The 25,919-nt window shown below is 64.1% G+C and carries 20 protein-coding genes and 3 pseudogenes; 9 read left to right on the forward strand and 14 right to left on the reverse strand.

Translation table 11 applies throughout. The features are described from left to right. Nucleotides 1-856: 856 nt before the first annotated feature. The 5 genes from HAP48_RS47750 to HAP48_RS47770 all read right to left on the reverse strand — a co-directional run bounded on the left by HAP48_RS47750 (nt 857) and on the right by HAP48_RS47770 (nt 7,111). Nucleotides 857-2,083, reverse strand: a complete 1,227-nt coding sequence (locus tag HAP48_RS47750; protein WP_420869824.1) for an integrase core domain-containing protein — start codon at nt 2,081-2,083, stop codon at nt 857-859. Nucleotides 2,084-2,300: 217 nt separating this feature from the next. Further along, nucleotides 2,301-3,098 (reverse strand): enoyl-CoA hydratase/isomerase family protein, encoded by a 798-nt coding sequence (locus tag HAP48_RS47755; RefSeq protein ID WP_166207710.1) that lies wholly within the window; start codon nt 3,096-3,098, stop codon nt 2,301-2,303. A gap of 49 nt (nt 3,099-3,147) precedes the next feature. After that, the gene (locus HAP48_RS47760) at nt 3,148-4,344 is read right to left on the reverse strand and encodes a pyridoxal-phosphate-dependent aminotransferase family protein (protein WP_166207713.1); all 1,197 of its coding nucleotides are present in this window, start codon (nt 4,342-4,344) and stop codon (nt 3,148-3,150) included. Nucleotides 4,345-4,471: 127 nt separating this feature from the next. Next, nucleotides 4,472-5,755: an MFS transporter gene (locus tag HAP48_RS47765; protein WP_166207716.1), complete on the reverse strand. Its 1,284-nt coding sequence runs from the start codon at nt 5,753-5,755 to the stop codon at nt 4,472-4,474. A gap of 153 nt (nt 5,756-5,908) precedes the next feature. Beyond that, complete coding sequence (locus HAP48_RS47770) at nt 5,909-7,111, reverse strand: pyridoxal-phosphate-dependent aminotransferase family protein (RefSeq protein WP_166207719.1); 1,203 nt, start codon at nt 7,109-7,111, stop codon at nt 5,909-5,911. Between the two features lie 132 nt (nt 7,112-7,243). On the opposite strand from HAP48_RS47770, the gene HAP48_RS47775 reads away from it, so the two are divergent. From HAP48_RS47775 to HAP48_RS47785, 3 genes and pseudogenes are all read left to right on the forward strand, one after another. Further along, nucleotides 7,244-7,996, forward strand: a complete 753-nt coding sequence (locus HAP48_RS47775) for a GntR family transcriptional regulator (RefSeq protein ID WP_166207722.1) — start codon at nt 7,244-7,246, stop codon at nt 7,994-7,996. Nucleotides 7,997-8,108: 112 nt separating this feature from the next. Next, nucleotides 8,109-11,081, forward strand: a complete 2,973-nt coding sequence (locus HAP48_RS47780) for an FAD-binding and (Fe-S)-binding domain-containing protein (RefSeq protein WP_166207725.1) — start codon at nt 8,109-8,111, stop codon at nt 11,079-11,081. After that, nucleotides 11,074-11,501, forward strand: a pseudogene (locus tag HAP48_RS47785) (GlcG/HbpS family heme-binding protein). The gene HAP48_RS47780 and the pseudogene HAP48_RS47785 overlap by 8 nt, the downstream one beginning before the upstream one ends. Before the next feature lie 43 nt (nt 11,502-11,544). On the opposite strand, the gene HAP48_RS47790 reads toward HAP48_RS47785, so the two are convergent. From HAP48_RS47790 to HAP48_RS47800, 3 genes are all read right to left on the reverse strand, one after another. Beyond that, nucleotides 11,545-12,324, reverse strand: a complete 780-nt coding sequence (locus HAP48_RS47790; RefSeq protein WP_166207727.1) for an enoyl-CoA hydratase/isomerase family protein — start codon at nt 12,322-12,324, stop codon at nt 11,545-11,547. A gap of 79 nt (nt 12,325-12,403) precedes the next feature. Beyond that, on the reverse strand, nt 12,404-14,503 hold the full coding sequence (locus tag HAP48_RS47795) for a molybdopterin oxidoreductase family protein (RefSeq protein ID WP_166207730.1): 2,100 nt from the start codon (nt 14,501-14,503) through the stop codon (nt 12,404-12,406). A 125-nt stretch (nt 14,504-14,628) separates the two neighbouring features. Continuing rightward, a complete protein-coding gene (locus HAP48_RS47800) occupies nt 14,629-15,699 on the reverse strand; it encodes an ABC transporter substrate-binding protein (protein ID WP_166207733.1) in 1,071 nt (356 codons plus the stop codon). A 203-nt stretch (nt 15,700-15,902) separates the two neighbouring features. Here HAP48_RS47800 and HAP48_RS47805 point away from each other — a divergent pair, with 203 nt between their 5' ends. Both HAP48_RS47805 and HAP48_RS47810 read left to right on the forward strand, forming a co-directional pair. Continuing rightward, nucleotides 15,903-16,823: a tripartite tricarboxylate transporter substrate binding protein gene (locus HAP48_RS47805; RefSeq protein ID WP_420869918.1), complete on the forward strand. Its 921-nt coding sequence runs from the start codon at nt 15,903-15,905 to the stop codon at nt 16,821-16,823. Nucleotides 16,824-16,862: 39 nt separating this feature from the next. After that, complete coding sequence (locus HAP48_RS47810; protein WP_166207739.1) at nt 16,863-17,573, forward strand: molybdate ABC transporter substrate-binding protein; 711 nt, start codon at nt 16,863-16,865, stop codon at nt 17,571-17,573. A 237-nt stretch (nt 17,574-17,810) separates the two neighbouring features. Here HAP48_RS47810 and HAP48_RS47815 read toward each other — a convergent pair whose 3' ends face one another. Next, nucleotides 17,811-18,617, reverse strand: a complete 807-nt coding sequence (locus HAP48_RS47815; protein WP_166207742.1) for an SDR family NAD(P)-dependent oxidoreductase — start codon at nt 18,615-18,617, stop codon at nt 17,811-17,813. 163 nt (nt 18,618-18,780) lie between these two features. Between HAP48_RS47815 and HAP48_RS47820 the strand changes: the two genes are divergently transcribed. From HAP48_RS47820 to HAP48_RS50340, 4 genes and pseudogenes are all read left to right on the forward strand, one after another. Then, entirely contained in the window at nt 18,781-19,476 is a 696-nt protein-coding gene (locus tag HAP48_RS47820; RefSeq protein WP_166207745.1) for a cyclase family protein, read from the forward strand. Nucleotides 19,477-19,495: 19 nt separating this feature from the next. Next, nucleotides 19,496-20,491, forward strand: a complete 996-nt coding sequence (locus HAP48_RS47825; RefSeq protein WP_166207748.1) for a Bug family tripartite tricarboxylate transporter substrate binding protein — start codon at nt 19,496-19,498, stop codon at nt 20,489-20,491. A gap of 105 nt (nt 20,492-20,596) precedes the next feature. Further along, nucleotides 20,597-21,223 (forward strand): annotated as a pseudogene (locus HAP48_RS50335) (amidohydrolase family protein); the annotation flags it as partial. Between the two features lie 22 nt (nt 21,224-21,245). Beyond that, on the forward strand, nt 21,246-21,692 hold the full coding sequence (locus HAP48_RS50340; protein ID WP_275949197.1) for an amidohydrolase family protein: 447 nt from the start codon (nt 21,246-21,248) through the stop codon (nt 21,690-21,692). Between the two features lie 111 nt (nt 21,693-21,803). On the opposite strand, the gene HAP48_RS47835 is transcribed toward HAP48_RS50340, so the two are convergent. The 5 genes and pseudogenes from HAP48_RS47835 to HAP48_RS47855 form a co-directional block, all read right to left on the reverse strand. Then, the gene (locus tag HAP48_RS47835) at nt 21,804-22,085 is read right to left on the reverse strand and encodes a hypothetical protein (RefSeq protein ID WP_166207752.1); all 282 of its coding nucleotides are present in this window, start codon (nt 22,083-22,085) and stop codon (nt 21,804-21,806) included. Between the two features lie 118 nt (nt 22,086-22,203). Continuing rightward, nucleotides 22,204-22,947, reverse strand: a complete 744-nt coding sequence (locus HAP48_RS47840; RefSeq protein WP_051346129.1) for a Crp/Fnr family transcriptional regulator — start codon at nt 22,945-22,947, stop codon at nt 22,204-22,206. 274 nt (nt 22,948-23,221) lie between these two features. Beyond that, nucleotides 23,222-24,061 (reverse strand): phosphodiesterase, encoded by an 840-nt coding sequence (locus HAP48_RS47845; protein ID WP_166207755.1) that lies wholly within the window; start codon nt 24,059-24,061, stop codon nt 23,222-23,224. Nucleotides 24,062-24,070: 9 nt separating this feature from the next. Beyond that, entirely contained in the window at nt 24,071-25,135 is a 1,065-nt protein-coding gene (locus HAP48_RS47850) for an ABC transporter ATP-binding protein (RefSeq protein ID WP_166207757.1), read from the reverse strand. Further along, nucleotides 25,132-25,918, reverse strand: a pseudogene (locus HAP48_RS47855) (ABC transporter permease). The gene HAP48_RS47850 and the pseudogene HAP48_RS47855 overlap by 4 nt, the downstream one beginning before the upstream one ends. Nucleotide 25,919 lies beyond the last annotated feature (1 nt).

Below are 25,919 nucleotides of genomic sequence, written 5' to 3' on the forward strand. Positions count from 1 at the left end.
ATGGCAAACAATATGTTCGATGGTCATCACCCGCGCATGCGGGTGATCCAGTATTCCAGAGACGCCAGTGCTTGAGCCGAGAGGCCGCGGCGTACTGGATCGCCCGGTCAAGCCGGGCGATGACAGGTGAGGATGGGGATACAGCATCGCATTCTCGCGACATGAATCGTCCGAGTCTTGCATCTCGTTCCGCCCTCTCTCGATGAGAGGGCGCAGGGAACGCCGGGTGCCGATTGCACCCATGGGTCCCGTGCAACAGGAAGCACGGGAGGTAGGACCACAGGTGTCACCGGGAACTCCGGCTTTCCCTGCGCGATGGGTTACGGCTTATTTCGTGCTCTCCCCGGTGAGACCGGGCTTTGTTGTCACCGCCTTCGCAAGACGCAATTGCGTCTCACAAGGGGACACCTACCGCTGGGGCGTCAGGACCACACGACTTCGCCGTCCGCCTCACGTGCTCTCGTCAGTCACACGCTCGGCGTCCACCGCATCCCACACCGCGTTCGTGACGATCGCGATCCGCCCCTCGATCGGGTGAGACGGGCGAACCATATACCGAGTTGTATTTCGGATAAAGCGAAATATTTTTGCATGAGGGGCTTGCGCCGTCGGGCAACTCAGTGGCACGCGCGCGTAAGGAAGGCACCGGCGGATGGGTTCCCTCTCCTCTTGCGGGAGAGGGTTAGGGAGAGGGCGCCACACTGCGTGCACTTTCCGTATCCGTCACGACGACAGTAAACAATTTGCGAGAGCGATACCCTCACCGACATCTCGCCCGGGGCCAATCCTCTTGAGCAACCGGCGACATGGGTAACGGTTCAGACCGACGACATGGGTAACACAATTCTCGTTTCGTTCAGGTCTGTTGTTGGGGCTGTGGACCCTGAGGGCAACGCGTAGCGTTGTCCTCAAGTCCACAGCCTTTTGCCTTGCGTTTGGGTCTGCGGAGTTGGTCACCGCGATGGGCGATCGTGCCGAGCACGATCGGGCCATAGCTGACGGTCCAGCCGTCCGGGTCCTCGGCCAAGCCGACGGGCTCACCGATCAGCGCTTCGCTGATATAGATCGTGTTGCCCAACCACTTGATCTCTCCGTTGTGCCGGACCGAGCGGACGTCCTGACCGTCAGCGTATTCCGGCTTGCGCAAGACACCGTCGAAGCGGCGCGAGGAGGCCTGGTAACGGTCGGCTGGCGTGGCGTTGTCGAGCGATTGGTGAGGACGCTCTTCGTTGTAGAGATGCTGGAAGCTGTGCAAGCGCTTGAGCTGCTCGCGCATGGTGGGAGCCGGCGGATTGGCAACGTCTTGCAGCAGCGTCAGATGCATCCGCTCATGGCGGCCGTTCTGCTGAGGTTTGCCCGGTGCAATGCGCTCCGGCGTCACGCCGGCTTTGATCAGCTTGACCGACAGTCGTGACAATCCTCCGGCGCCGCGCGAGGCAAACGGCGAGCCGTTGTCCGAGCGCATGTAGAGTGGCAACCCAAACTCGCGCAACGCAGCGTCCAGCACAGGCCAGACATGATCCGTGTCGGTGCGTGCCAAGGCCTGGCAGCGCAGCAGATAGCGGCTATAGGCATCGGTGAGCGTCAGCGGTTCGCAGCGCATGCCGTCCCCGGTCAGGAACCAGCCCTTGAAGTCGATGCACCAGACGTCGTTGGCCGCCTCGCAACCGGCAAAGGGCGCGCTCGAGGGCGGCCCGCGCCGGCGCAGCTTGCGCTTCACCGTCAGCCCCTCACGATCGAACAGCTCGCCGATCGTGCTTGCCGCGGGCCATGCCGTCCGAGGTGACTTCCGTTCGAGAAAGGCCAGCACCTTGATCGGCCCCCAGCTAGGATGCGCCCGACGCACCTCAAGGCAGCGCTCAGCGATCTTCTCCGCAACGCTTTGTGGACGATGCAGCGGAGCTCGCGGACGATCGAACAGTCCGGCCGCGCCTTCTTCCTCGAACCGTGCAAGCCATTTGTAGCCCACCCGACGGCTCACTCCGAACCGCCGGCACACCGCCGCAAACGACTCCTCGTGCTTTTGTGCCGCCACCACAAACCGCATCCGTTCATCCACAGCACAGGTCTCCATCCACCCCATCGGCAAGTTCCTCCTTGCCGATCAGTTGACCTGTTACCTATGTCGCCGGTCTATTCTGTTACCTATGTAGCCGGTTAGGACCCTCCCTAACCCTCTCCCACAAGGGGGAGAGGGAGCCTGAGATATGTGCTCACCTCACCGTGGTTCAGACGGCGCGCGGCAGTATGCCCCGGAATGACGAAGCATACACAAGCCACCCGGAGCCCTCGGACAGCCGCTACTTGCCCTTGAAGTTCGGCGCGCGCTTGTTGAGGAAAGCGTCCATGCCTTCGCGGAAATCCTCGCTCATATAAGCGCGCAGGATCAGGTCTTCGCCTTCCTCGCGCGACAGCGTGCGGCGGATGCGGCGTACCGCCTCCTTGGTCACCTCTAACGTGATCGGCGCATGGCCGGCGACGAGCTTGGCGGTCTCGTTGGCGCGGCGCTGCAACGTCTCCACGTCGGGGACGATTTCGTTCAACAGCCCGAGCGCCAGCGCTTCCGGCGCCTCGACCAGGCGCGCCTTGAAGATCAGATCCTTGGTCCGCGCCGGGCCAATCAGCGAGACCAGCCGCGAGATGTTGGACATCGAGAGGCAGTTGCCGAGCGTGCGCGCGATCGGAAAGCCGATCCGCGTCGCCTCGGTGCCGATGCGGATGTCGCAGCATGCGGCGATGCCGGCGCCACCGCCGGTGCACGCGCCGGCGATCGCTGCGATCACGGGCACGCGGCACTGTTCGAGCGTTCCCAGCACGCGGTCGATCCGCGCCTCGTAGTCCAGCGCATCCTGGGCCGTCTTGAACGCCCGGAACTGCGAGATGTCGGTGCCCGAGGCGAACGCCTTGTCGCCGGCACCGGTCATGATCAGCGCCTTGATGGAGTGATCCTGATTGATGTTCTCGCAGATCGAAGCCATCTGCTCATACATCGCAAAGGTCAGCGCGTTGCGCGCCTGCGGCCGGTTGAACGTAATGCGCGCGATCCCGTCCTCGACGGAGTAGATCAGGTCTTCGGTCGAAGTGACGGGCGCGTTCATGTCTCGCTCTTTCTGTTCTTTACGATTCGATTTCAGGCGACGGCCTTTTTCAAGCAACAGCCTTGGACACCTGCGACGGGTCACGTCCCTTCAGGACCTCCATCGCCGCCAGCACGCCGCCGCTGCGATGCGGCACCTTGGCGAGATCAAGACCCATCTCGACGCCCGACAGGGTGCCCATCAGCATCAGGTCGTTGAAGTGACCAATATGGCCGATCCGGAACACCTTGCCCTTGACCTTGTTGAGGCCGGTGCCGAGCGACATGTCGAAATTCTCCAGCACGACCTTGCGGAAATGATCGGCGTCATGGCCATCAGGCACCCGCACCGCGGTCAGCGCCGGCGAATGCGCACCCTGCTCCTGGCACTGCGTCTCGAGGCCCCAGACCTTGATCGCGGCGCGCGTCGCCTCGCTGTGGCGCTTGTGGCGCGCGAAGACGTTGTCGAGCCCCTCCTCCTCCAGCATCTTCACGGCCTCCCTGAGGCCGAACAGGAGATTGGTCGCGGGCGTGTACGGCCAGGTGCCGGCCTTGTTGATGTTGATGACCTCCTGCCAGTCCCAATAGGAGCGCATCGCGGGATTGGCCTTGGCCACTGCCAGCGCCTTCTCCGACACGGCGTTGAAGCCGAGGCCGGGCGGCAGCATCAGTCCCTTCTGGGAGCCGGCGATCGAGACGTCGATCCCCCAGGCATCATGCTCATATTCGAGCGAGCCGAGGCCGGAGATGGTGTCGACCATCAGCAGCGCCGGATGCTTCAAAGTGTCGAGGATCTTGCGGACGTCGCGCGGATAGGTGACGCAGGCGGTCGAGGTCTCGTTATGGACCACGCAGACGGCCTTGATCTTGTGCGCCTTGTCGGCGGCAAGCTTGGCCTCGATCTGTTCGAGGTCGGCGCCGTGGCGCCAGTCGCCCGCAATGAAATCGACGTCGAGCTTGAATTTGTCGGCGATGCCGTGCCACAGCACCGCGAATTGCCCGGTCTCGCACATCAAAACCTTGTCGCCGGGCTGCAGCGTGTTGACGATCGCGGCCTCCCAGGCGCCGGTCCCGGACGAGGGGTAGATGATCACGGGCTGCTTGGTGCGGAACACCCGCTGCATTGCCGAAAGCACGGCAAAACCGATCTCGGCGAATTCGGCACCGCGATGGTCCATGGTCGGCATGTCCATGGCCCGCAGCACCCGGTCCGGCACGTTGGTCGGTCCCGGAATCTGCAGAAAATGCCTTCCAGTATGCACGGTCATGAGCGTCTTCCCGGTCTTGTCTTGGTCGTGGTGAGCCGCTCGCATATCACTATTCGCCGGGTTTGTCCTAGGCCCGGCGAGGGGCCGTCATGCATATCTGACGGCGCTCCACCGGGGCCGGCGCCCCTCATTCGGCGGCCACCACCTTTCCCGGTGCCACCAGTTCGCTGGTCTCTTCGAACGGCCGCTCCGGGTGCATCAGGAATGCCGAGAAGCCACCGACGAGCAAGAGCCCCATCGACATCAGGAACGGCAGGTACCAATTGCCGGTCGCGTCGATGACGAAGCCGGCGACCAGCGGCGAGACGATGGCCGCAAACGCCGAGCCGGAGTTCATGATCCCCGCGGCGGTGCCGGAATATTTCGCCGCGATGTCCATCGGGATCGACCACATCGGGCCGATCACGAGCTCGGCGCAGAAGAAGCCGGCCGACAGGCAAAGCGCGACCACCGTGATGTCGTGAACGAACAGGATCGGCATCAGCGACAGCAGCGCGCCGGCGAATCCCACGATCGTTACGCTGAGCCGCGCCAGACGCACATTGCCGGTACGCTCCAGGATGCGGTCGGAGATGACGCCGCCGATGCTGTCGCCGACGACGCCGGCAAAGAAGACGCCGGACGCGAACAGCGCCGAGTTCTTCAGATCGAGGCTGTAGTTGTTCTTGAAGAACAGCGGCAGCCAGTTGAGGTAGAGCCACAGGCACCAGCCGTAGCAGAAATAGGTCAAGGTCACCGGCCACATGCGTTGCAGCAGCGGCCCCCACGGCACCTTGGGCCGCTCGCCCTGCGGACGCGGCGGCAACGTCGCAAGCTCGGCTGCGGTAATCGAGCCATGGTCGCTCGGCTCGTTGCGGAAGTACCAGACCCACGCGACGCCCCAGATCAGACTGACAAAACCGAGCGCGATGAACGCGCCGCGCCAGGTCAGCCACAGGATCAGCAGCGCGACCACCGGCGGGGTTATGGCATTGCCCAGCCGCGCAAACGAATGCGTCAGCCCCTGCGCGAAGCCGCGCCGCTTGGCCGGCGTCCAGTACTGCATCGCGCGCGTCGCGGTGGGAAAGGTCGCGCCTTCGCCGAATCCGAGCGCGAAGCGGGCAACGAACAGCGCCGTGAGACCATGGACAAAGCCGGTCATGATGGTCGCCGCAGCCCAGATCATGCCGCACCAGAACAAGGTCTGGCGCGGCCCGAAGCGATCGCCGACCCAGCCGCCGATCACCTGGAACAGCAGATACGGATAGGCAAAGGCCGAGAACACCAGGCCGAGCTCGGTGTTGGACAGGCCGAGCTCCTTCTGGATATCGCTGGCCGCGGTGCCGATGTTCACCCGGTCGACATAGGTGATGAAGTACATCACGCAGAGCATGGCCAACACGACATGGGTGGCCTTGAACCGAAGCCTCATCTCCTCCCCTTCCCTCGTCCGCGATTTTTCTGAGCCGTTGGCCTGCGGGCTGCCGTAAGTGGCTGCTAGAGCATGATCCGGAAAAGTGTGAAGCGGTTTTCCGAAAGATCATGCTCAAACGAAAACCTAAAGCGCGATGAATCTCATCGCGCTTTAGGTGCTGACCACTTTCAGATGCGATGGCGCGTTGCGCTGATCGCGCTGCTCGAGAAGCCGCATCGCGGCCTCGACGCCGCCCGGGCGATGCGGGACGCCGGCGACCGACAGCCCCATCTCGACGCCGGTGAGTGCGCCAAGCAAGGTCAGCTCGTTGCACTCGCCGAGGTGGCCGATGCGGAACACCTTGCCGGCGACCTTCGACAGGCCGGCGCCCAGCGACATGTTGAAATTGTCGAGCACGACCTTGCGGAACTGATCGGCATCATGGCCGGGCGGCATCATCACTGCGGTCAGCACCGGCGAGAATTCCGAGGGCTCCTCGCAGAGATTCTCGAGCCCCCAATGACTGACGGCAGCCCGCGTGGCGGCGGCGAGCCGCCGATGGCGCGCGAACACATTGTCGAGCCCCTCTTCCAGCAGCATCGCGATAGCCTCGCGCAGCCCATAGAGCAGGTTCGTCGCCGGCGTATAGGGGAAGAAGCCTTTCGCATTGGGCTTGAGCATCTCCTCCCAATCGAAATAGGAGCGCGGCATCCTGTTGCTGCGCGACGCGGCGCGCGCCTTGTCGGAGATCGCGTTGAAGCCGAGACCGGGCGGCAGCATGAAACCCTTCTGCGAGCAGCTGACGCTGACGTCGACCTTCCACTCGTCGTGCCGGTAATCGACCGAGCCCAGCGAGGAAATGGTGTCGACCATCAACAGCGCCGGATGCGCGGTGCGGTCGATCGCGGCGCGGATATCCGCGATGCGGCTGGTGGCGCCGGTCGAGGTCTCGTTGTGGACGACCATCACCGCCTTGATGCTGTGGGCGGTGTCACCGGCGAGTCTCGCCTCGATCTCGGCGGGGTCGGCGCCGCGCCGCCAGTCGCCGGGAACGAAGTCGACCTCGATGCCGAAGCGGCCGGCCATCTGGCGCCACAGCGTGGCGAAGTGGCCGGTCTCGACCATCAGGACCTTGTCGCCCGGCGACAGCGTGTTGACGATCGCGGCCTCCCAGGCGCCGGTCCCGGACGACGGGAAGATCACCACCGGCCCTGCGGTCTGAAACACCTTCTGGCTGCCCTCAAGCACCGCCCGGCCGAGTTCGCCGAACTCGGCGCTGCGGTGGTCGATGACCGGCATGTCCATCGCGCGAAGAACGCGATCGGGGACCGGGCTCGGTCCCGGAATCTGGAGAAAATGGCGCCCTTGATGCATGAGAACCTCCCAATCGCCTTGCTTCGCTCTGCTGGTCGACTATTTTGCATTCATTTTTTGTCTTTTCAACGCATATTTGGTATTCGATTGGAGACGTCGACGCGACCCTGTGGGTAAATTATTGTCCCGGATATGAAATCTGCGATTCCCGAAACCGGGGTTCCGATCACCCCACCAGCCGCCGGCAATGGCGGCGACCGCCAGGAAGCCTCGCTGCACGGGGAGATCCTGTTGCGGCTTCGCGACTACGTGGTGGAGGGCAACATCCCCGAAGGCGGGCGCGTTCCGGAGCGGCAGCTCTGCGACATGCTGGGGATATCAAGGACGCCGCTGCGCGAAGCGCTCAAGGTGCTGGCCGCCGAAGGCCTGATCGAGCTCCTGCCCAATCGCGGCGCGCGGGTGCGCCGGCTCAGCCCGCGCGACCTCGAGGAGCTGTTCGACGTCATGGCCGGGCTCGAGAGCCTGGCCGGACGACTGGCCTGCGAAGCGGTCACCGATGAGGAAATCGCCGCGATCGAGCGGCTGCATTACGAGATGTACGGCCACTATCTGCATCGCGACATGCACGGCTATTTCCAGGTCAACCAGCGCATTCACGAGAGCATCGTGACGGCTGCGCGCAACGAGACCCTGAAGACCGCCTACGCCAACTTCGCGGGCCGTATCCGCCGGGTGCGCTATTCCGCCAATTTCGCCCGCAAGCGGCAGCGCTGGGCCGAGGCGATGCGGGAGCACGAAGCGATCCTCGATGCGCTACGCCGCCGCGCCGGCAGCGAGCTCAGCGACATCCTGTTCGCGCACCTGCGCAACAAGCGGACCGCCGCCATCGAGCACCTCGCCGAGGGACCGGACGCCGCCGACGAGGCGACGCCTCAGGGCGACTAACCTTGAGGCCGTAAGTCTTGCTCATAATGAATTCATAATGTAATTCTGAGCGTAATAGAATGAATAATTCACGGACAGTATCGGTTGCGTCGTGGATCACATCGGATCTGGGATGAAGAACACCTCATCGCTCGAACAGCGCCTGCGGTCCGAAATGACCGGCGACGTCTTTTTCGATGCCTTCAACCGCGGCCGCTACGCGACCGACGCCTCGTTCTACCAGATCATGCCGGCCGGCGTGGTGGTGCCGCGAACCATCGACGAGGCGCTGCGGGCGCTCGCGATCGCGCGCAACGACGGGTGGATCGTCACCCCGCGCGGCGGCGGCACATCGCAATGCGGCCAGACCGTCAATGACGGCATCGTGGTCGACCTCTCCAAGCACCTGAACCGGATACTCTCGCTCGACGTCGACAATCGGACTTGTGTGGTCGAGCCCGGCATCGTGCTCGACGACCTCAATCGCCAGCTGAAGAAGCAAGGACTGTGGTTTCCGGTCGATGTCTCGACCGCGTCGCGCGCCACGATCGGCGGCATGGCCGGCAATAATTCCTGCGGCGGCCGCTCGTTGCGCTATGGCACGATGCGCGACAACACGCTGTCGATGGATGCAGCCCTTGCCGACGGCACGCTGCTGCATTTCGGCGAGGTGCCGCGCGATCTGACGCGGATCAATTCTCCCGACAGCGGATCGAGCCTGTTCCGCGACATGCTCGATCTCGGCGAGCGCGAGGCGGCCGAGATCGCGGACAAATTCCCAAAAGTGCAGCGCCGCGTCGGCGGCTATAATCTCGACGCGCTGGTGCCGCGCAACGCGCCGAACAACATGGCGCATCTGTTGGTCGGGTCGGAAGGCACGCTCGCCTTCACGACCCAGGTCGAGCTGAAGCTGTGGCCGGTGATCCGCAACAAGGCGCTCGGCGTCTGCCATTTCGGCAGCTTCTACGAGGCGATGGACGCGGCCCAGCACCTGGTCAAGCTGCGGCCGATCGCCGTCGAGCTGGTCGATCGCACCATGATCGCGCTCGGCCGCGAGATCGTGATGTTCCAGCCGATCATCGCAGCAGCCGTGCGCGGCGATCCGGACGCCATCCTGGTGGTCGAGTTCGCCGAGGAAGATCAGGCCGACAACCTCGCCCGCCTGAAGCAGCTCGGCGAGCTGATGGCCGATCTCGGCTTCGGCTGGGACAGGCCTCAGCGCAAATGGGGCGGCGTGGTCGAGATCACAGAGCCCGCGCTGCAATCCGGGATCGCCGATTTCCGCGCCGCCGGCCTCAACGTCATGATGTCGATGAAGCAGGAGGGCAAGCCGGTCTCCTTCGTCGAAGATTGCGCGGTGCCGCTGCCGCATCTCGCCGACTACACCGAACGGCTCAACGCCGTCTTCGCCAGGCACGGCACCCGCGGCACGATGTATGCGCACGCATCCGAAGGCTGCCTGCATGTGCGCCCGGTGCTCAATCTCAAGCTCGAGAAGGACGTCAAGGCAATGCGCGCCATTGCCGAGGAAGCCTTCGAGCTGGTGCGCGAATACAAGGGCTCGCATTCCGGCGAGCACGGCGACGGCCTGGTGCGCTCGGAATTCCACGAGACGATGTTCGGCGCGCGCATCGTTGCCGATTTCCGCGAGGTCAAGCAGCGCTTCGATCCCACCAACACGCTCAACCCCGGCAAGATCGTCGATCCGCCTGCCATGGACGACCGCTCGCTGTTCCGCTTCTCGCCGGATTATCGCGTCGGCGAATTGAAGACGGCGCTGGACTGGTCGGCCTATCCCGGCGCCGGCGGCGGCTTCCAGGGCGCCGTCGAGATGTGCAACAACAACGGCGCCTGCCGCAAGCTCGAGGGCGGCGTGATGTGCCCGTCCTATCGCGCGACCCGCAACGAGAAAGATGTCACCCGCGGCCGCGCCAACACGCTGCGGCTGGCGATCTCGGGCCAATTGGGTCGGGACGCGCTGGCCTCCGACGAGATGATGGACACGCTGAAACTCTGCGTATCCTGCAAGGCGTGCCGCCATGAATGCCCGACCGGCGTCGACATGGCCAAAATGAAGATCGAGGTACTGGCCGCGCGCGCCGCGACGCACGGCCTGTCGCTGCGCGACCGGCTGGTCGGCTATCTGCCGCGCTATGTCGATCTCGCCTCGCGCTTTGCGCCGATTGCAAACTGGCGCAACCGCAGTCCGCTGTTGCGTGCGCTGTTCGAGAAGCTTGCCGGGATCAGCGCCAAGCGCGCGCTGCCGGCGTTTCGCCGCGACACCTTCCGGCCTGACGCCGAGGTGCTCGGTCTGCCTGACGGCCGCGAAGTGGTGCTGTTCGCTGACACGTTCAACCGCGGTTACGAGCGGGAAAATCTCGACGCGGCGATCGAGGTGCTGGTCGCGGGCGGCTATCGCGTCCATCTGCCAAGGCCGTCGGACGGCGGCCGGCCGCCGTGCTGCGGGCGGACATTCCTGTCGGCCGGACTGGTCGAGCAGGCCCGGGCCGAGCTCGACCGGCTGGTTGCGACCTACGCGCCGTTCGCGGCCCGCGGCGTGCCGATCATCGGTCTCGAGCCGAGCTGCCTGCTGACCCTGCGTGACGAGCTGCTGTCGCTGCGTTCGGATGACACCGCAAAGACCGTCAGCGCGCACGCTTTGCTGTTCGAGGAGTTTCTGGTGCGCGAGGCCGAGGCCGGGCGGCTCGCTTTGCCGCTCGGCACGGTCGCCGGCAAGGCCGTCGTGCACGGTCACTGCCACCAGAAATCCTTCGGTGCGTTCAAGCCGGTGGAGAAGGTGCTGCGCCTGGTGCCGGGCCTCGAGGTCAAGACCATCGAGTCGAGCTGCTGCGGCATGGCCGGCGCGTTCGGCTATAGCGCGGAGACCTATCAGGCCTCGATTGAGATGGCCGAGCTGTCGCTGCTGCCGGCGATCAGGAGCGCCGATCAGCACACGCTGATCGTGGCCGACGGCACCTCATGCCGGCACCAGATCAAGGACGGCAGCGGGCGGACGCCGCTGCATGTCGCCAGCGTATTGGCGATGAGCCTGAAGTGTGCGAAATCCGGTTCAGCTCAATCGATAAAGGAAGAGGCCCATGGCTGATCTCACTCTCGACACTGCCCGCAAGATTCTGGATTCCGCGCTGACCAAGGGGGTCGAGAAGAAATTCAAGCCGCTGGTCGTCACCATCCTCGACGCCCGCGGCGCGGTGAAGGTGACAGCCGCGCAGGACGGCACCAGCCTGATGCGGGCCGAGATCGCCCATGGCAAGGCCATGGCGCGCTGGCATTGGGAATGGGATCGCGCGCGCTGTTTCAGCGCGCGCAGGAGCAGGCCTATTTCGTCGACGCGGTGAACACGCTGGCGCAAGGCCGCATGGTGCCGGTCCCCGGCGGCGTGTTGATCATGGACGGCTCGACCCTGCTCGGCGCCGTCGGCGTCAGCGGCGACACGTCAGACAATGACGAGATCTGCGCCGTGGCCGGCATCGAGGCCGCCGGCCTGAAGGCCAACGCGGGCTAGTTATCGCGCACCGCGCGCTTTGTCAGCGGCGCGGTGCGCGGCTCTAGCGCCCGGTCCATGTCGGCTTGCGCTTCTCGCCGAAGGCCTTGAGGCCTTCCTTGGCGTCCTCGGTCATCGCGAGCAGCGCAATCTGGCTTTCGGTGTAGGCGATGCTTTCGTCGAACGACATCGAAGCGATCGCGCGCATGGCGTATTTGCCGCGACGGATCGCGGTCGGCGACTTGTCGACGATGCGGCCGATCAGCCAATCGACCTTGGCGTCGAGCTCGGCCGCGGGCACGACATAGTTGAGAAGGCCGGCAGCCTGCGCAGTCCTCGCGTCGAACGGCTCGCCGGTCAGCGCCCATTCGTTGACAAGGCGCGGCGGGGCGATCGACTGCAGCAGGCTCAGCACCTGCATCGGAAACACCCCGACCTTCACCTCGGGCAGGCCGAAGATCACCTGATCGGCGGCGACCGCCATGTCGGTCATGCACAACAGCCCCATGCCGCCGGCCATGCAGACACCGCCGACCCGCGCGATCGCAGGCTTGGTCGCGTTCTGCGACAGCCGCAACAGGTCGGCATAGTCGACATTGGGGCGCGAAAAATCCATCGAGAACGCCGCGCCGCTGTTCTGCAAATCGGCGCCGGCGCAGAACGCCTTGTCGCCTGCGCCCGTCAGCACGATGACGCGCACGTCCTTGTCGTCATGCGCATCGCGGTAGCCCTTGGCGATGCCGGCGATCACCCCGGCATTGAGCGCGTTTCGCTTGTCCGGGCGATTGATGGTGATCCAGAACGCCTGCCCGCGCTTCTCGAGAAGAACGCTGTTGTCGGTCATGTTTCCTGCCTGCTTTCCTGCCCGTGTGCTGTCGTCAGCCCACATTTGCGGCAGGATCGGCGCCGACTGCAAGCAGGATTTAGCCGGCGGCCGACGCCTTCCTGATCCAGACCTTGTTGTCGTGGAACGCGGCGCCACCAAGCGGTGCGACGGCCTCGGCCCCGGTCAGCATGTTGATGCCGCGGCCACCGATGTGGGACTTGTTCGGGTGGATCGATTCGGCAATCAGCACGCCGCGGCGAACGCCATCGAACAGCTTCGCGGTCAGCGTGGTCTCGCCGCGCATGTTGCCGAGCGTGACGGCTTCCCCGTCGGCGATCGACAGCGCAGCCGCATCGTCGGGGTGAATCATCACGGTCGGCGCGCCCTCTCGGGCCTGCGACGACGGCGTTTCGTTGAAGCTGGTGTTGAGGAAGCTGCGCGACGGTGATGTCGCGAGACGGAACGGGTGCTGCGCGTCCGCCTCCTCGATGATCCTCCAATGGTCGGGCAGCGAGGGCATCTTGTCCCACGCCCCCATCAGCCCGCCGGTCCCGACCGGGACCTTGCCCCAATCGACCTTGAAGTGGAACTTCTTGTCGGCATGGGCAAATCCATCGAGATAATGCGAGGTGCGGAAATCCGGCTGCAGATCGCGCCACAAATCGGCTTCCAGCGCCTCGATATCGCCGTGCCCGCTCTTCTTCAAAGTTGCGTCTATCAGCTGGCGCGGCGTCATGTCGAAGCCGGGATGCACGGCATTGAGCCGGCGGCCGAGCCCCTGCATCACCTCGTGATTGGAGCGGCACTCGCCGGGCGGGTCGATCAGCTTGGGACCGACCGAAATGTGCTGATGGCCGCCACCGTAATAGAGATCATCGTGCTCCATGAACATCGTCGCCGGCAGCACGATATCGGCCATCTGGGCGGTCTCGGTCATGAACTGCTCGTGCACCGCGACGAACAGATCCTCGCGGGCAAAGCCCTGGCGCACCAGCGCCTGCTCGGGCGCGACCGTCATCGGATTGGTGTTCTGGATCAGCATCGCCTTGACCGGCCCGCCGCCGCGCAGCGCCTCGGCATCGCCGGTGAGGATACGGCCGATCTTCGATTGATCGAGCACGCGCGTAGAGGGATCGATCGCGTCGTGGCCTTCGATGATCGACTCGTCGAAGCGCCAAATGCCGGCATTGTTGAAGAAGGCGCCGCCGCCCTCATATTGCCAGGCGCCGGTGACCGCGGGAATGCACGTCGCGGCGTGCATCTGCGCAGCGCCATTGCGGCTGCGGGTGAAACCGTAGCCAAGACGGAAGAAGGAGCGCTTGGTGGTCCCGACCAGCCGCGCGAATGCCTCGATCTCCTCGACCGGCACGCCCGAGATCGCCGACGCCCATTCCGGCGTGCGGGTCTTGAGATGCGCTTCCAGCTCGTCGGGGCAATCGGTATAGCGCGCAAGATAATCGCGATCGGCAAATCCCTCGCGGAACAGCACGTGCATCACGGCGCAGGCGAAGGCGCCATCGGTTCCCGGCCGCAGCAGAATCTTGATGTCGGCCTGCTTCATGGTCTCGTTGTTGTAAACGTCGACCGCCGCAATCTTCGCGCCACGCTCCTTCCGCGCCCGCGATGCATGCGTCATCACGTTGACCTGGGTGTTGACCGGATTGGTGCCCCAGATCACGACGAGGTCGGAGACGCCCATCTCGCGGGGATCGACGCCGGCGATCTTGCCGGTCCCGGCCGCAAAGCCGATGCGCGCGATGGTTGCGCAGATCGTGCCGTAGAAGCGCGAATACTTCTTCACATGCGACAGACGGTTGAGGCCGTCGCGCATCACGAGCCCCATGGTGCCCGCGTAATAGTAAGGCCAGACCGACTGGGCGCCGAACTCCCGCTCGGCAGCATCGAAACGTGCGGCGATCTCGTCCAGCGCCTCATCCCAGGAGATCCGCGCGAATTGGCCGGAGCCTTTCGGACCGGTCCGGCGCAGCGGATACATCAACCGTTCGGCATGATGAATCCGCTCGGCATAACGCGCGACCTTGGCGCAGACCACGCCGGCCGTATAGGTCTGCTGCTTGGAGCCGCGTACCCTGCCGATCGAACGTCCGTCGATCACCTCGACGTCGAGCGCACATGCCGAGGGGCAGTCGTGCGGACAGGTGGAATGACGGATGTCGACCTTGGCATGCTGGTTCATGGCCAAATTGGTAACATCAAATGCCCCCTCCGCCGAGGGGCATTATTGACCCAGTCTCGGCGAAAACCGCGCATATGCCATGCGGCTGGCGCCCAAATGCTCGGCGATCGAGCCCACGGCGTCAGTCAAACGCGAAAGATGCGGGTGTAGCGCGATTTGATCGATTCCCCTTCCCGCTCCACCGCCGCAGGATCGTCCTTCATCGTCTTGATGTCCTTCAGCGGCTTGCGGCCCGCCTTCTCCTGGGCCTGCGCGTGGACCGAGCGCAGGCCGCCGATCTCGATGTTGAGCTGCTGCCCCTCGCGCCCGAGCGCGAACGATTGAAACAGCCTTGCGGCGTTCGGATGCGGGCAATCCTTGAAGATCCCGTTCGGGCCGACAATCAGCGGCGACCCTTCGGTGGCGTAGACCGGCTCGACCGGGCGGCTGGCCTCCTTCATCTGGAAGATGTTGTACTCGTTGCCGTCAGCCATCACGGCGCGCTCGCCGAGATCGAGCTTCTTCGGCGGATCGGTCGAGGACTGCACCTGCATGATGTTCTGCTTTGCGAGCTGCTCGAAAAAGCTCCAGCCGAGGTCGCGCTGCATCTGATAGGTCGCGGTCATGATGGTGCCGCTATAGCCGGGATGCGCCTTGACGATCTTGCCCTTCCATTTCGGATCGAGCAGATCGGCAAAGCTCTTCGGCGCCTCCTCGGCCTTCACCAGATTGGTGTTGTAGGCAATGATCGAAAGCCAGACCCGGAAGCTTGCGAACTGGCCGTCGGGATCGCGATGCTCGTCGGGATAGTATCTTGCGACCTCCTCCGGAACATAGGGCGCCAGAATGCCGTCGCGCTTCCATACGATGAAATGTGCGGCGTCGGAGGAGTTGACGACGTCGACCGCATGAATGTTGCTGGAATATTCCTGGCCGACCCGCTGGAACACGCGCTCCGCGCCGGTGCGTTCGACACGCACGGTGATCCCCGGATATTTCGCTTCAAACGCCCTTGCCAGCTTTTCCGCGACCGGCAGATCGGTCGAGGTGTAGTAGACGACCTGGCCCTCCTTCCTCGCCGCCTCGATCAGCGTCGGCGTGACCGGTTCGGCAGGTGGCGCGGCGGCCACCACGCGCGTCGAAAGAGCGGCCCCTGCCAGCACTGCGCCCGAGCCCTTCAGCATAGCGCGGCGCGATAGCCCAGGATGTTTCCTCATATGATTCCCCGCACGCGATGGCGAAGTTGATACACCGTCCACCCGCTGATATTCCGATGCGCAAGGACGGAGTCTGTCGTCGACAGATGCTTCAGGTTGCAGCTAGACTTCTAACCAAGAAACAAGACTAAAGTTGGGGGAGAGGATCAATGGCGGGCTTACGGTACGCCTTGGTGCTTGTCGCGGCGCTGCTGACCGGGTCGATGCCGGGCTCACGTGCTAACGCCGAAGACTACCCTGCACGGCCGGTCAGGATCATCGTTCCCTTCGGTCCCGGCGGCCCGGCCGACGTCGTCGCGCGACAGATCGGCAGCATCTTGCAGGAAAACCTCGGCCAGCCGTTCGTGGTGGAGAACCGCACCGGCGCCGGCGGCGTGATCGGCACGCTCGAGGTCGCCAAGGCGACGGCCGACGGCTACACCCTGCTGATGATGTCGAACACCCAGACCGCGAATGAATCGCTGGTGCCGCAGCGCAAATATGAGCTGATGCGCGACCTCGTGCCGATCGCGTCCCTGAACACTTCCGACCTCGTGATCGTGGTCCACCCTTCTGTGCAAGCGAAGACGCTGCAGGAGTTCATTGCACTCGCGAAAGCCCAGCCCGGAAAGCTGAACTACGCCTCGTCGGGTCAGGGCACGCCCTATCACATGGCGGGCGAGTTGTTCAAAGCCATGGCCGGGATCGACGTCGTGCACGTGCCCTATCGCAACAGTGGCGAAGCCCGTAGCGGCGTCATCGGCGGCCAGGTCCAGATGATGATCGACGCCGTGCCGGCGATGGCGCCAAATGTTGCCGAAAACCAGGTGCGTGCGCTCGCGACAAGCGGCAAGATTCGCTCAGCGGTGCTGCCCAACGTTCCGACGGTGATCGAGGCCGGTGTCGCCGGCTATGAGGCGACGATCTGGCTTGGCCTGATGGCGCCGGCGGGTACGCCGAAGCCGATCATCGACAAACTCAACACGGCCGTGAATGCCGCGACCAGGCGGCCGGAGGTCGAGAAGCTCTGGGCCGCGCAGGGCGCGGTACCGATGACGATGACGCCGGAGCGGTTCGACAAATTCCTGCGCGACGATATCGTGAAGTGGGCAGACGTCGTCAAAAGACTGGACAAGACCCAATAGGCACGTACCGGAAAAGACCGCGGCGAAGGAACAGTGCGAATGAAGACGTTGAACATCCTGAGCGGTGGCGCCGCGCAGGGCCTGGTGCACAGCATCGCGCCGGCGTTTGAAGCCGAAACCGGTCTCAGTATTGCCGGCGATTTTGGCGCGGTCGGCGCCATGGCCGACAAATTGCGCACCGGCGTTCCGGCCGACATCGTCATCCTCACCGCCGCGCTGATCACGAAGCTTGCCGACGACGGGCTGGTCTTGCGCAGTTCGATTGCCGACATCGGCCGCGTTGAGACGGCACTTGCGGTCCGGGCGGGCGATCCGCCGGTGAGCGCAAAGGATACGACGAGCCTGCGCGCGGTGCTGCTCGCTGCGGACGCGATCTTCGTGCCGGATATCAAGGCCTCGACGGCCGGAATTCACGTCGCCAAGGTCCTCGCAGAGCTCGGCATTGCAGACGATGTTGCCGGCCGGCTGAAGATCTTTCCAAACGGCGCGACCGCGATGCGGCATCTGGCTGCCACCAATGACCGGCGGCCGCTCGGCTGCACGCAATCGACCGAGATCATCAGCACCCAGGGCGTCGTGCTATCGGGCATCTTGCCGCCGGGATGCGACCTTGCGACCATGTATACGGCCGCCGTTCCGACGCAGGCAGCCTCTGCACCGCAGGCGCTACGCCTGATCGCCTTGCTGACGTCGTCGGATGCATCGGAGCTGCGCAGCAAAGCGGGCTTCGTCTCCGACGTGACGTCGTAGATGGCTCGACCTTGCGCGAGATGACCTTACTTCGAATCGAGCGGCGCCTCCGCCTCACCTCGCCCCGCGTGCGGGGAGAGGTCGGAACGCATCGTCAGATGCGTTCCGGGTGAGGGGGAGTCTCCGCGAACGCAGCTATCGCCGTTTACGCGGAGGCGACCCCTCACCCCAACCCTCTCCCCGTAAGAACGGGGCGAGGGAGCGCACCGCCCGTGCTATTCGACTTAGTCTGATCCCTTAGCGCGCCAACTGCGTGAGGCCCGTCGGTGGCCCGTCGACCGCGGTCCAGCCACCGTCGACGAACAGCGTGCTGCCGCTGACATAGCTCGCCGCATCCGATGCGAGGTAAGCGACGGCGGTCGCGACCTCATCGGCACTGCTCCAGCGATTGAACACGGTGTGGCCGGCGTAGAGATTGTAGATGTCGGGCCGCTGCTTGAACGGGCCGGTCAGCGCGGTCTCCGCGATGCTCGGCGCGATCGCGTTGACCCGGACGCCAGATCGGCCGACCTCGGACGCGAAGCCCTTGACCAGCAGCCCGATCGCAGCCTTGGTCGATCCATAGACCGCAAGCCCCGGCTCGATGGTCACCGCGCGCACCGACGAGCAGGCAATCAGGCTGCCGCCTTGCTGCTTGACCATGATGCGGCCGAACGCCTGGAAGAACCAGACCGTGCCCTTGATGTTGAGGTTGATGACCCGGTCGAGGTCCTCCCCGGTGTAGTCGAGGATGGTCTTGCGGATGTTCAGCCCCGGCGTCGTCACCGCGATATCGATGCGCTGAAATTCCGCGAGCGCCTTCGCCGCCAGCACCTCGACATCAGCCCGATCAGCCGCGTCGCAGCTGGCAGCCGTTGCTGATCCACCCTGTTGCCGGATCGCCGCGGCGGTTGCTTCCGCACCTTCCACCGTGCGATCGGCACACAGCACGCGCGCGCCGAGCGACGCCAGCGCTTCGGCCGAGGATTTGCCGATCCCTGAGGCGGCCCCCAACACCACGGCCGTCTTGCCGGTGAGATCAAATAGTTTGCGATAGTCGGTCACGCGAACCCTCCCTTCGGCAACGCAGGCCGGAATGTAACACTTTCCCGATTTGCGTCAGGTTCTGCACTGAGGGCAAGCCGCATCTTGCGCAAGCGCGACAAACGCGTCAGCATTGTGGGTAGAAGCGCGCCTGCGCCAGCTCCGTCAAGAAAGGGCACCCGTCGTGAGGATCGTCGACCTGAGCCGAGAGCTCTATCACCGCACGCCGAGCTATCCCGGTCATCCGCCAATCATCCACGGGATGTGGAAGAACCACGCGGAAGCCCTTGCGGATTCGCGAAATGTCTATGGGTTGGCATCGATGTTCATTTCGATGCCGGACCATGGCGGAACCCATATCGATGCGCCCCGGCATTTCGGCCCGAGCGGCATCCCGATCAACGAATATCCGCTCGAAAAGTGCATCGTGCCGGGCATCTGTCTCGACCTGCGCCATATTGCGCCGCGTGCCGAGATCACCCCATCCGACCTCGCCGCCGCCGTGAAGGCGGCCGGGCGGCCGATCCCGAACGGCGGCACCGTCCTGCTCTGCACCGGGCACCATGCGCGAACCTTTCCGCGCAAGGAATATGCGACCGACAATTCAGGCGTGAATGTCGCCGCCACCGAGTGGCTTGCGAAGCAAGGCATCGTGCATTTCGGCATCGATTCGATGCGCCCGGGTCCCGATAGCGACGAGAACCTGCTGGTTCACAAGGCCTGCCTCGACCTCGACATCACCCACATCGAAAGCCTGTGCAATCTCGAGGCCCTGCTTGGCCAGGGGCAGTTCACCTTCATCGGCCTGCCGATGAAATGGCGCGACGGGACGGCGTCGCCGATCCGCGCGGTGGCGGTGTTCGGCCTGCAGCAGTCGTGATGCGGGTGAGGCATATCCGATGACGGGCAGCAGGCCAGCCTCGCCCTCGCGTCGTGCCATCTTGAAGGCCGGTGGCGTGCTCGCGGTCGCGGGTCTCGCCGGGGAAGCCAGGGCGGCCGGCTATCCGGAACGCCCGATCAAGGTCATCGTGCCGTTCGCGCCGGGCGGCCCCACCGACATCATGGCCCGCATCCTCGGTACTCACCTCGGCGAAGCACTCGGCGGCACCATCGTAGTCGAGAACCGGCCGGGCGGCGGAGGCAATATCGGGATCGGCATAGCGGCACATGCCGACGCAGACGGCTACACCCTGCTGATCACGTCGAGTGCCTATGTCGTCAATCCCGGCCTCTACGCCAAAATCCCGTACGATCCGGCGAAAGACTTTGCACCGATTGCCGAGCTTGGTACCTCGCCCAACGTGATCCTGGTCAATCCGAAGCTCGGGATCAATTCGGTCGCCGACCTGGTCGCGCGTGCCAGGGCCAACCCGGACGAACTGAACTATGCGAGCCCAGGCCTCGGGACGACGCCGCATCTCGCCGGAGAGCTGTTCAAGATCATAGGCAATATCCAGATCACTCATGTGCCGTTCTCGGGTGCCGGTCCCGCCATCCAGGCGATCCTGAGCGGAACGACCCAGGTCGCGTTTGCGGCACTGCCACCAGCCCACCCGCACATCGAGTCGGGCGCGTTAAGGGCGCTGGCTGTCACCGGAACCCATCGATGGTTCGATTTGCCTGACGTGCCGACCATGATCGAGCTCGGCTACAAGGATTTCGTCTCCGACACCTTCCAGGGGTTTCTCGCGCCCGCAAACACGCCCTCCCCCATCGTCGCACTGCTGTCGACGAAATCGATCGCGATCCTGAAGACACCGAATATCTCCGAACAGCTGCGCAATGACGGTTTCGAAGTGCTGGCAAACGGCCCCGACGGCATGCGCAGGCGAATTGCGGACGAAGTGCCGAAATGGCGCGACATCATCGCAAAGGCCGGGATCAAGCCGGTCTGAGCAGATCAACATTGCGCGACACGCACAGCGTGTGGCCTTGCGACCGCCAAGGTGCATCCTTACGGTGGCCCTCCATAACAAAACAACACTTGGGAGGCGATCGTCATGGCTACAAGGCGGGATTTCCTGAAGGCGGGAGCAACGGCGGCGGCCGGCATCGTGTTCTGCGGCTGCGGGCTCGTGCACAACGCGAGCGCACAGCAATCGCGCCAGAAATTGCCGGTCTCCGTCAACGGCAAACGCGTCAAGACGATCGACATTCATTCGCATTGCCACTTCCGCGAGGCGGGAGCCCTGCTTGGCGCCGACGCCGGGAAACTGCAAGTGCCGCCGGTCAACGGCGCCATTGAGGCCTTCGTCGAGATCGACAAGCGCCTGGCTGCGATGGACGCGCAAGCGGTCGATATGGAGGTGCTGTCGATCAACCCATACTGGTACGACCGCGATCGCGAGCTTGCCGGGCAGATCGTGAAAATCCAGAATGAAAAGCTCGCCGAACTCTGCGCTTCAAAGCCCGAGCGGTTTGCGGCCTTCGCCTCGCTGACGCTGCAGGCGCCTGATCTCGCCGTGCAGGAGCTGGAGACGGCGGTCAGGAAGCAGGGCCTGAAGGGTGCGGCGATCGGCGGCGTCGTCAACGGCGTCGAATTCTCCGATTCCAGGTTTCATCCGGTGTGGGCCAAGGCCGAGGAACTCGGCGTCCCCCTGTTCATCCATCCGCAGGGCGTGCCCGAGCTCAACAAGCGGCTCTCCGGCAATGGCTGGCTCGGCAACACGATCGGCAATCCGCTCGAGACCACGAATCGCGCTCTCTCACCTGATCTTCGAGGGTACGCTCGATCGCTTCCCGGGATTGAAGGTCATCGCCGCGCACGGCGGCGGCTACCTCCCATCCTATGCCGACCGCTCGGACCATCCCTGCCTGGTCGGACCCAAGGGATGCAGCCCGGACGTCAAGCTCCAGAAAGCGCCGACGGAATATCTCAAGCAGATCTATTTCGACTCCTTGATCTTCACGCCTGAGGCCATCCGGCACCTCGCCGCCCAGGTGGGCGCCGGTCAGATCGTGCTGGGAAGCGACTATCCCTATCCCTGGCAACTGGCACCGGTCGACCACATCTTCGCGTGCGCGTCGCTGAGCGACGACGACAAGGCCAATATTCTCGGCCAGACCGCAGCAAAGCTGCTCGGTGTTGCCGCGTGAGGATGGCTGCGGAGCGTTGGACGATCTGAATTGCCGACGTCGCGCCTTGGCACGCGAACCTTGGCGCGCGCCTTAGCACGCGAGCTTGGCACGCGACGACGGCGTCAACGATCAGTAGGCTTTCACTGTCCGTATTTCGTTGCCCGACCGGGCCGCTGGCGCCGGCTGCGCGATGCTGGGCACCGGATCGGCGTCGATGGCATTAGTTCCAGCGAACTCGGCTTGCGCCGCGTCCGATATCCATTTGACCGCCGCCGGGCGACTGACCAGCATCCCGATCAAGGCAACGATGACGAGCACCGGTAGAGCGATCAGCTTGATGCTGAAGCTCCGGTAGTTGCTCTGCGGGTCCTGCCGTCGCTTGTCGAAAGAGCCCTGCATGGATTCCTCCATAGTGTGCTCCCCGAAGCGTCACTTACCGCAACGCATGCAAGGCCGATGTGATTGATTTCACAGGGCCTACCAAATTCACCGTTTCGTGACATGCCTGACTGGTCGGCCGCCGCAGCGACTACTCGCCGTCATCAGCTCCGGCCTCGACCAACGCTTGAAGCGTCTCGGGCTTCAGCACGACGATCGCGCCATGCTCAAGCCTGACCCAACCGCGTATCGCCCACGCGCGGAGCTGCTTGTTGATGCTCTCGCGCGTCATGCCGACCATCTCGCTGATCTCCTGCTGGGTGATTGAGATGGTGCGCCCCTGCGGCTCGCGCTTGTGCTTGTCACTGAGGCGCAGCAGCGCGCTGGCCAAGCGACCGGGCAAGTCCTGCAGGATCACCTGCTCGACCTGGTCACTGGTCCGGCGCAATCGTTCGCAAAGCAGTTCGATGAACTTCATCGCGAGCGTCGGCTGGCTGCGCACGAAGGGAATGAACTCGCGCCGGTCGATGACGAACAGCTCACAATTGCTGTTGGCGGTGGCATCGGCCGTCCGCGACAAGCCGTCGAGCAGCGCGATCTCCCCGAATATCTCTCCTGCCTCGATCAGGTTCAGGATAGCGTTACGACCATCCGGCGATGAGATACTGATCTTCACCGTGCCCGAAATCACCGCAATCAAACTCGTGCCGGGATCGCCCTTGGAAAAGATCGTCGTCCCACGCTTCAGCGTGGTGTGCTTGGCGTAACGGCAGAGCTGATCGAACGCCTCGGGCTCCAGATCGGAGAAATAGGGATGCTTGCGCAGCACCGAAAGCTTGTTGTTCGGAAACGACGGCGCACCGGCAATTCGTTCTATGGGCGACGCACCGGTCATTGTCATCCAGACTGATTGTGTTGCGTTTAATCGGCCGCCAGAGCGGACGCCGACAAAGCCATCGATCAATGAAAGCGGAGGGGATTATAACCCCGCCGGGGACCTACAGCAACAAAGGTCCGTGCAAGGGATTCAAAGTACAATTTGGAATAAATAAACACCTAGTTGCAACGCTCAATTGTACCCGACAGCGGCACCCGATCCGGAAACCCGGTCCGGCAACGCAAATCCCGCGTGGCGAAACGCCTCTGTGCCGGCCGGCGCCCGGCCCGGCTCACAGCAGCTTGCCGTCAGGCCCAAAGAACGGATGCGGCCCGTCGAACTGACCGATTGGGACCTGATGCGTGACCAACTGCCCAAAACCCTGCCCGGGAAACCACGCGTGCAGATGAAACGCAGGCGGTTCCACCTTGAACGACGGTTCTCGGAGCTGTCCGAGATCCAGGTCGACCGCATGGTTCGGCGCAGGACATATTGTCACGGGAATGCCGGCAAGGGTGGTCAGCATGGCCCGGTGATCGTGCCCGCACGCGATCAACTGCGCACGCGGGTGGCGCCTGACGATTGCGGCCAGTTCCTCGGCATTGAAGAGGTCCTGGCGGTCGATGTGCCAGATCCCGCCCTTGAACGGCGGGTGATGCAGGAAAAGCAGCGCCGGCCGGTCGGCCGCCGTCGCCAGCGTCGCATCCAGCCATTGCAGCGTCGACGCTTCGAGCAGGCCATGCGGCTTCCCGGCAACGCTTGAATCAAGCAGCAGGAGATCGAGGCCGTTCACCTCGATCTTCTGGTCGAGTGGTCCCGTTGCGTGAGCATAAGGCGCTGCGGGAAATGCTGCGCGCATCCACTCCCGCGAGTCGTGATTCCCAGGAATGCCGGCAAGCGGCAGGCGGAGCGGCGCGAGCAATCGCTTGAGATAGTCGTATTCTTCGACGGAAGGCGTATCCACAAGGTCGCCCGAGATGACGACGAAATCCGGCGCCGGCTCGAATGCGCCGAGCGCCGCCACGCAGCGTTCAAGCGCCCTGGCGGTATCGACGCGGCCATAGGCCAGCGCGCCGGGCGGCTTGATGTGGAGGTCGGAGATCTGGGCGATGAGGACCGGTTTCGACGGCATCGATGGAGCTCAGGGTTCGGAGGGCAGGACACGAAGGGCATCGGGCGCGATCGAAAGTCCGATCCGGTCGCCGGCTTTGGCTTGAATCGTGTTCGGCGCATCGACATTGAGCGGCTTGCCCGATGCACCACTCACGACGATCCGCTGCCGGTCGCCGATGAAGCTGACGGAATCGACGATGCCCGAGAGCACCCCCGCGCCCGCGCCGGTCTCCGTCACGCGGATGGTCTCGGGGCGGATCATCACAGTTGCATTCGCAATCGTCGCGCCACCGTCGATCGGCAATCGCCCGCCGGGCAGCAGCAATACACCGTTCTGGATCGGAGCTTCCACAATGTTCGCCGCGCCGATGAACTCCGCCACAAACCGATCCTTCGGCGCGAAGTAGACCTCGCGCGGCGTGCCGATCTGGGCAATCGCACCCTTCCGCATCACCACGATGCGGTCACCCAGTTCCATGGCTTCGGCCTGGTCATGCGTGACATAGATCGTCGTGATTCCGAGCGCGCGCAGCAGCCGGTTGAGTTCGCTACGCAGGCGGTCCCGCAAGGCGGCATCAAGCGCGGTCAGGGGCTCGTCGAGCAGCAAGATGCCGGGCCGGATCGCAACCGCGCGCGCCAATGCGACGCGCTGACGCTGGCCGCCCGAAAGCTGGTCGATGCGGCGGTTCTCCAATCCCGTGATGTTCGTCAGCGTCACCAGCTCGGCGACGCGCGCGGTCCGCTCGCTCCTGGCGACACCGCGGACCTTCAGGCCGTAGGCGATATTGTCCGCCACCGTCATGTTGGGGAACAAGGCGTAGGACTGAAACACCATTCCGACATTGCGCCGCTCGATCGGGACCGAGGTCATATCCTTGCCGTCGAACAGGACCTTGCCGCCGGCATCGGGCAGCTCGAGGCCCGCAATGATCCGCAGCATCGTGGTCTTGCCGCAGCCGGATGGCCCGAGCAGCACCAGCGTCTCGCCGCGCGCAATGTCGAGCGTCGCGGGATCGAGGGCTCGGGTACCGTCGGCAAACGTCTTGCCGCACGCCTCAATCCGCACCGCTGCGCCGTGTCCGGCCGTATTCATCGCTTGTGATCCCTGTCGGCCAGCAGCTGCATCGCAACCAGGAGCGGAATGATCATCACGAAGAAGATCAGGGTGTAGGCCGACGCCACTTCGAGCCGCATCGAGGCGTAGCTGTCGGCGAGCCCGATCGGCAACGTCTTCGTCAACGGCGTAATGCAGCATCCAGGTCAGGTTGAATTCGCCGAGCGACAGCGTGACCACCATCAATGCGCCGGCCAGAATTCCCGGCAACGCATTCGGCACGATGACATCGCAAAATCGCCGCCATGGCGATGCGCCGAGCGAGGCGGCACCTTCATCGAGCGTCTTGATGTCCACGGTGGCAAACACCGCCATGACCGACCGCACCATGAACGGCATGGTGAAGATCACGTGGCCGACCAGGATGAACAGCCAGGAACGGCGAAAGCCGCCAAAGCTCCCATAGGAGAGCAGCAGTGCAAGCGCGATCGCAAGTCCGGGGATCGCCAGCGGCAACGTGATGGTCTCCTCGACGATGCGCGCGAGCCGGCCGCCGCGCGCATGCAGCGCATAGGCGGCGGGGACGCCGGCGACCAGCGTGACCGCAAGGGTCGCGAAGGCGATCACAAAGGAGAGCAGGATGGTGCCGGCATAGAGCTCCCAGACCTGCGCCACCCATTGCAGGGTCACGCCGGATTGGATGCCTCGGAAGTAATTGACGGTAACGCCCGCAGAGATGGAAAGCCCCGCGGGCACCACCAGGAATGCCGCAACGAGCAGCGTGAAGATGAACTGGCCGGCGAAGATCAGGCGGTCGCGCATG

The organism is Bradyrhizobium septentrionale (assembly GCF_011516645.4).
In the GTDB taxonomy this organism is placed as follows: domain Bacteria; phylum Pseudomonadota; class Alphaproteobacteria; order Rhizobiales; family Xanthobacteraceae; genus Bradyrhizobium; species Bradyrhizobium septentrionale.

Coding starts and splice junctions, on each gene's coding strand:
- HAP48_RS47760 (WP_166207713.1), bottom strand. CDS start 4,344: ATGACCGTGCATACTGGAAGGCATTTTCTGCAGATTCCGGGACCGACC.
- HAP48_RS47765 (WP_166207716.1), bottom strand. CDS start 5,755: ATGAGGCTTCGGTTCAAGGCCACCCATGTCGTGTTGGCCATGCTCTGC.
- HAP48_RS47850 (WP_166207757.1), bottom strand. CDS start 25,135: ATGAATACGGCCGGACACGGCGCAGCGGTGCGGATTGAGGCGTGCGGC.
- HAP48_RS47835 (WP_166207752.1), bottom strand. CDS start 22,085: ATGGAGGAATCCATGCAGGGCTCTTTCGACAAGCGACGGCAGGACCCG.
- HAP48_RS47770 (WP_166207719.1), bottom strand. CDS start 7,111: ATGCATCAAGGGCGCCATTTTCTCCAGATTCCGGGACCGAGCCCGGTC.
- HAP48_RS47755 (WP_166207710.1), bottom strand. CDS start 3,098: ATGAACGCGCCCGTCACTTCGACCGAAGACCTGATCTACTCCGTCGAG.
- HAP48_RS47790 (WP_166207727.1), bottom strand. CDS start 12,324: ATGACCGACAACAGCGTTCTTCTCGAGAAGCGCGGGCAGGCGTTCTGG.
- HAP48_RS47845 (WP_166207755.1), bottom strand. CDS start 24,061: ATGCCGTCGAAACCGGTCCTCATCGCCCAGATCTCCGACCTCCACATC.
- HAP48_RS47810 (WP_166207739.1), top strand. CDS start 16,863: ATGAAGACGTTGAACATCCTGAGCGGTGGCGCCGCGCAGGGCCTGGTG.
- HAP48_RS47795 (WP_166207730.1), bottom strand. CDS start 14,503: ATGAACCAGCATGCCAAGGTCGACATCCGTCATTCCACCTGTCCGCAC.
- HAP48_RS47825 (WP_166207748.1), top strand. CDS start 19,496: ATGACGGGCAGCAGGCCAGCCTCGCCCTCGCGTCGTGCCATCTTGAAG.
- HAP48_RS47750 (WP_420869824.1), bottom strand. CDS start 2,083: ATGGGGTGGATGGAGACCTGTGCTGTGGATGAACGGATGCGGTTTGTG.
- HAP48_RS47775 (WP_166207722.1), top strand. CDS start 7,244: ATGAAATCTGCGATTCCCGAAACCGGGGTTCCGATCACCCCACCAGCC.
- HAP48_RS50340 (WP_275949197.1), top strand. CDS start 21,246: ATGGCTGGCTCGGCAACACGATCGGCAATCCGCTCGAGACCACGAATC.
- HAP48_RS47805 (WP_420869918.1), top strand. CDS start 15,903: ATGCCGGGCTCACGTGCTAACGCCGAAGACTACCCTGCACGGCCGGTC.
- HAP48_RS47840 (WP_051346129.1), bottom strand. CDS start 22,947: ATGACCGGTGCGTCGCCCATAGAACGAATTGCCGGTGCGCCGTCGTTT.
- HAP48_RS47800 (WP_166207733.1), bottom strand. CDS start 15,699: ATGAGGAAACATCCTGGGCTATCGCGCCGCGCTATGCTGAAGGGCTCG.
- HAP48_RS47780 (WP_166207725.1), top strand. CDS start 8,109: ATGAAGAACACCTCATCGCTCGAACAGCGCCTGCGGTCCGAAATGACC.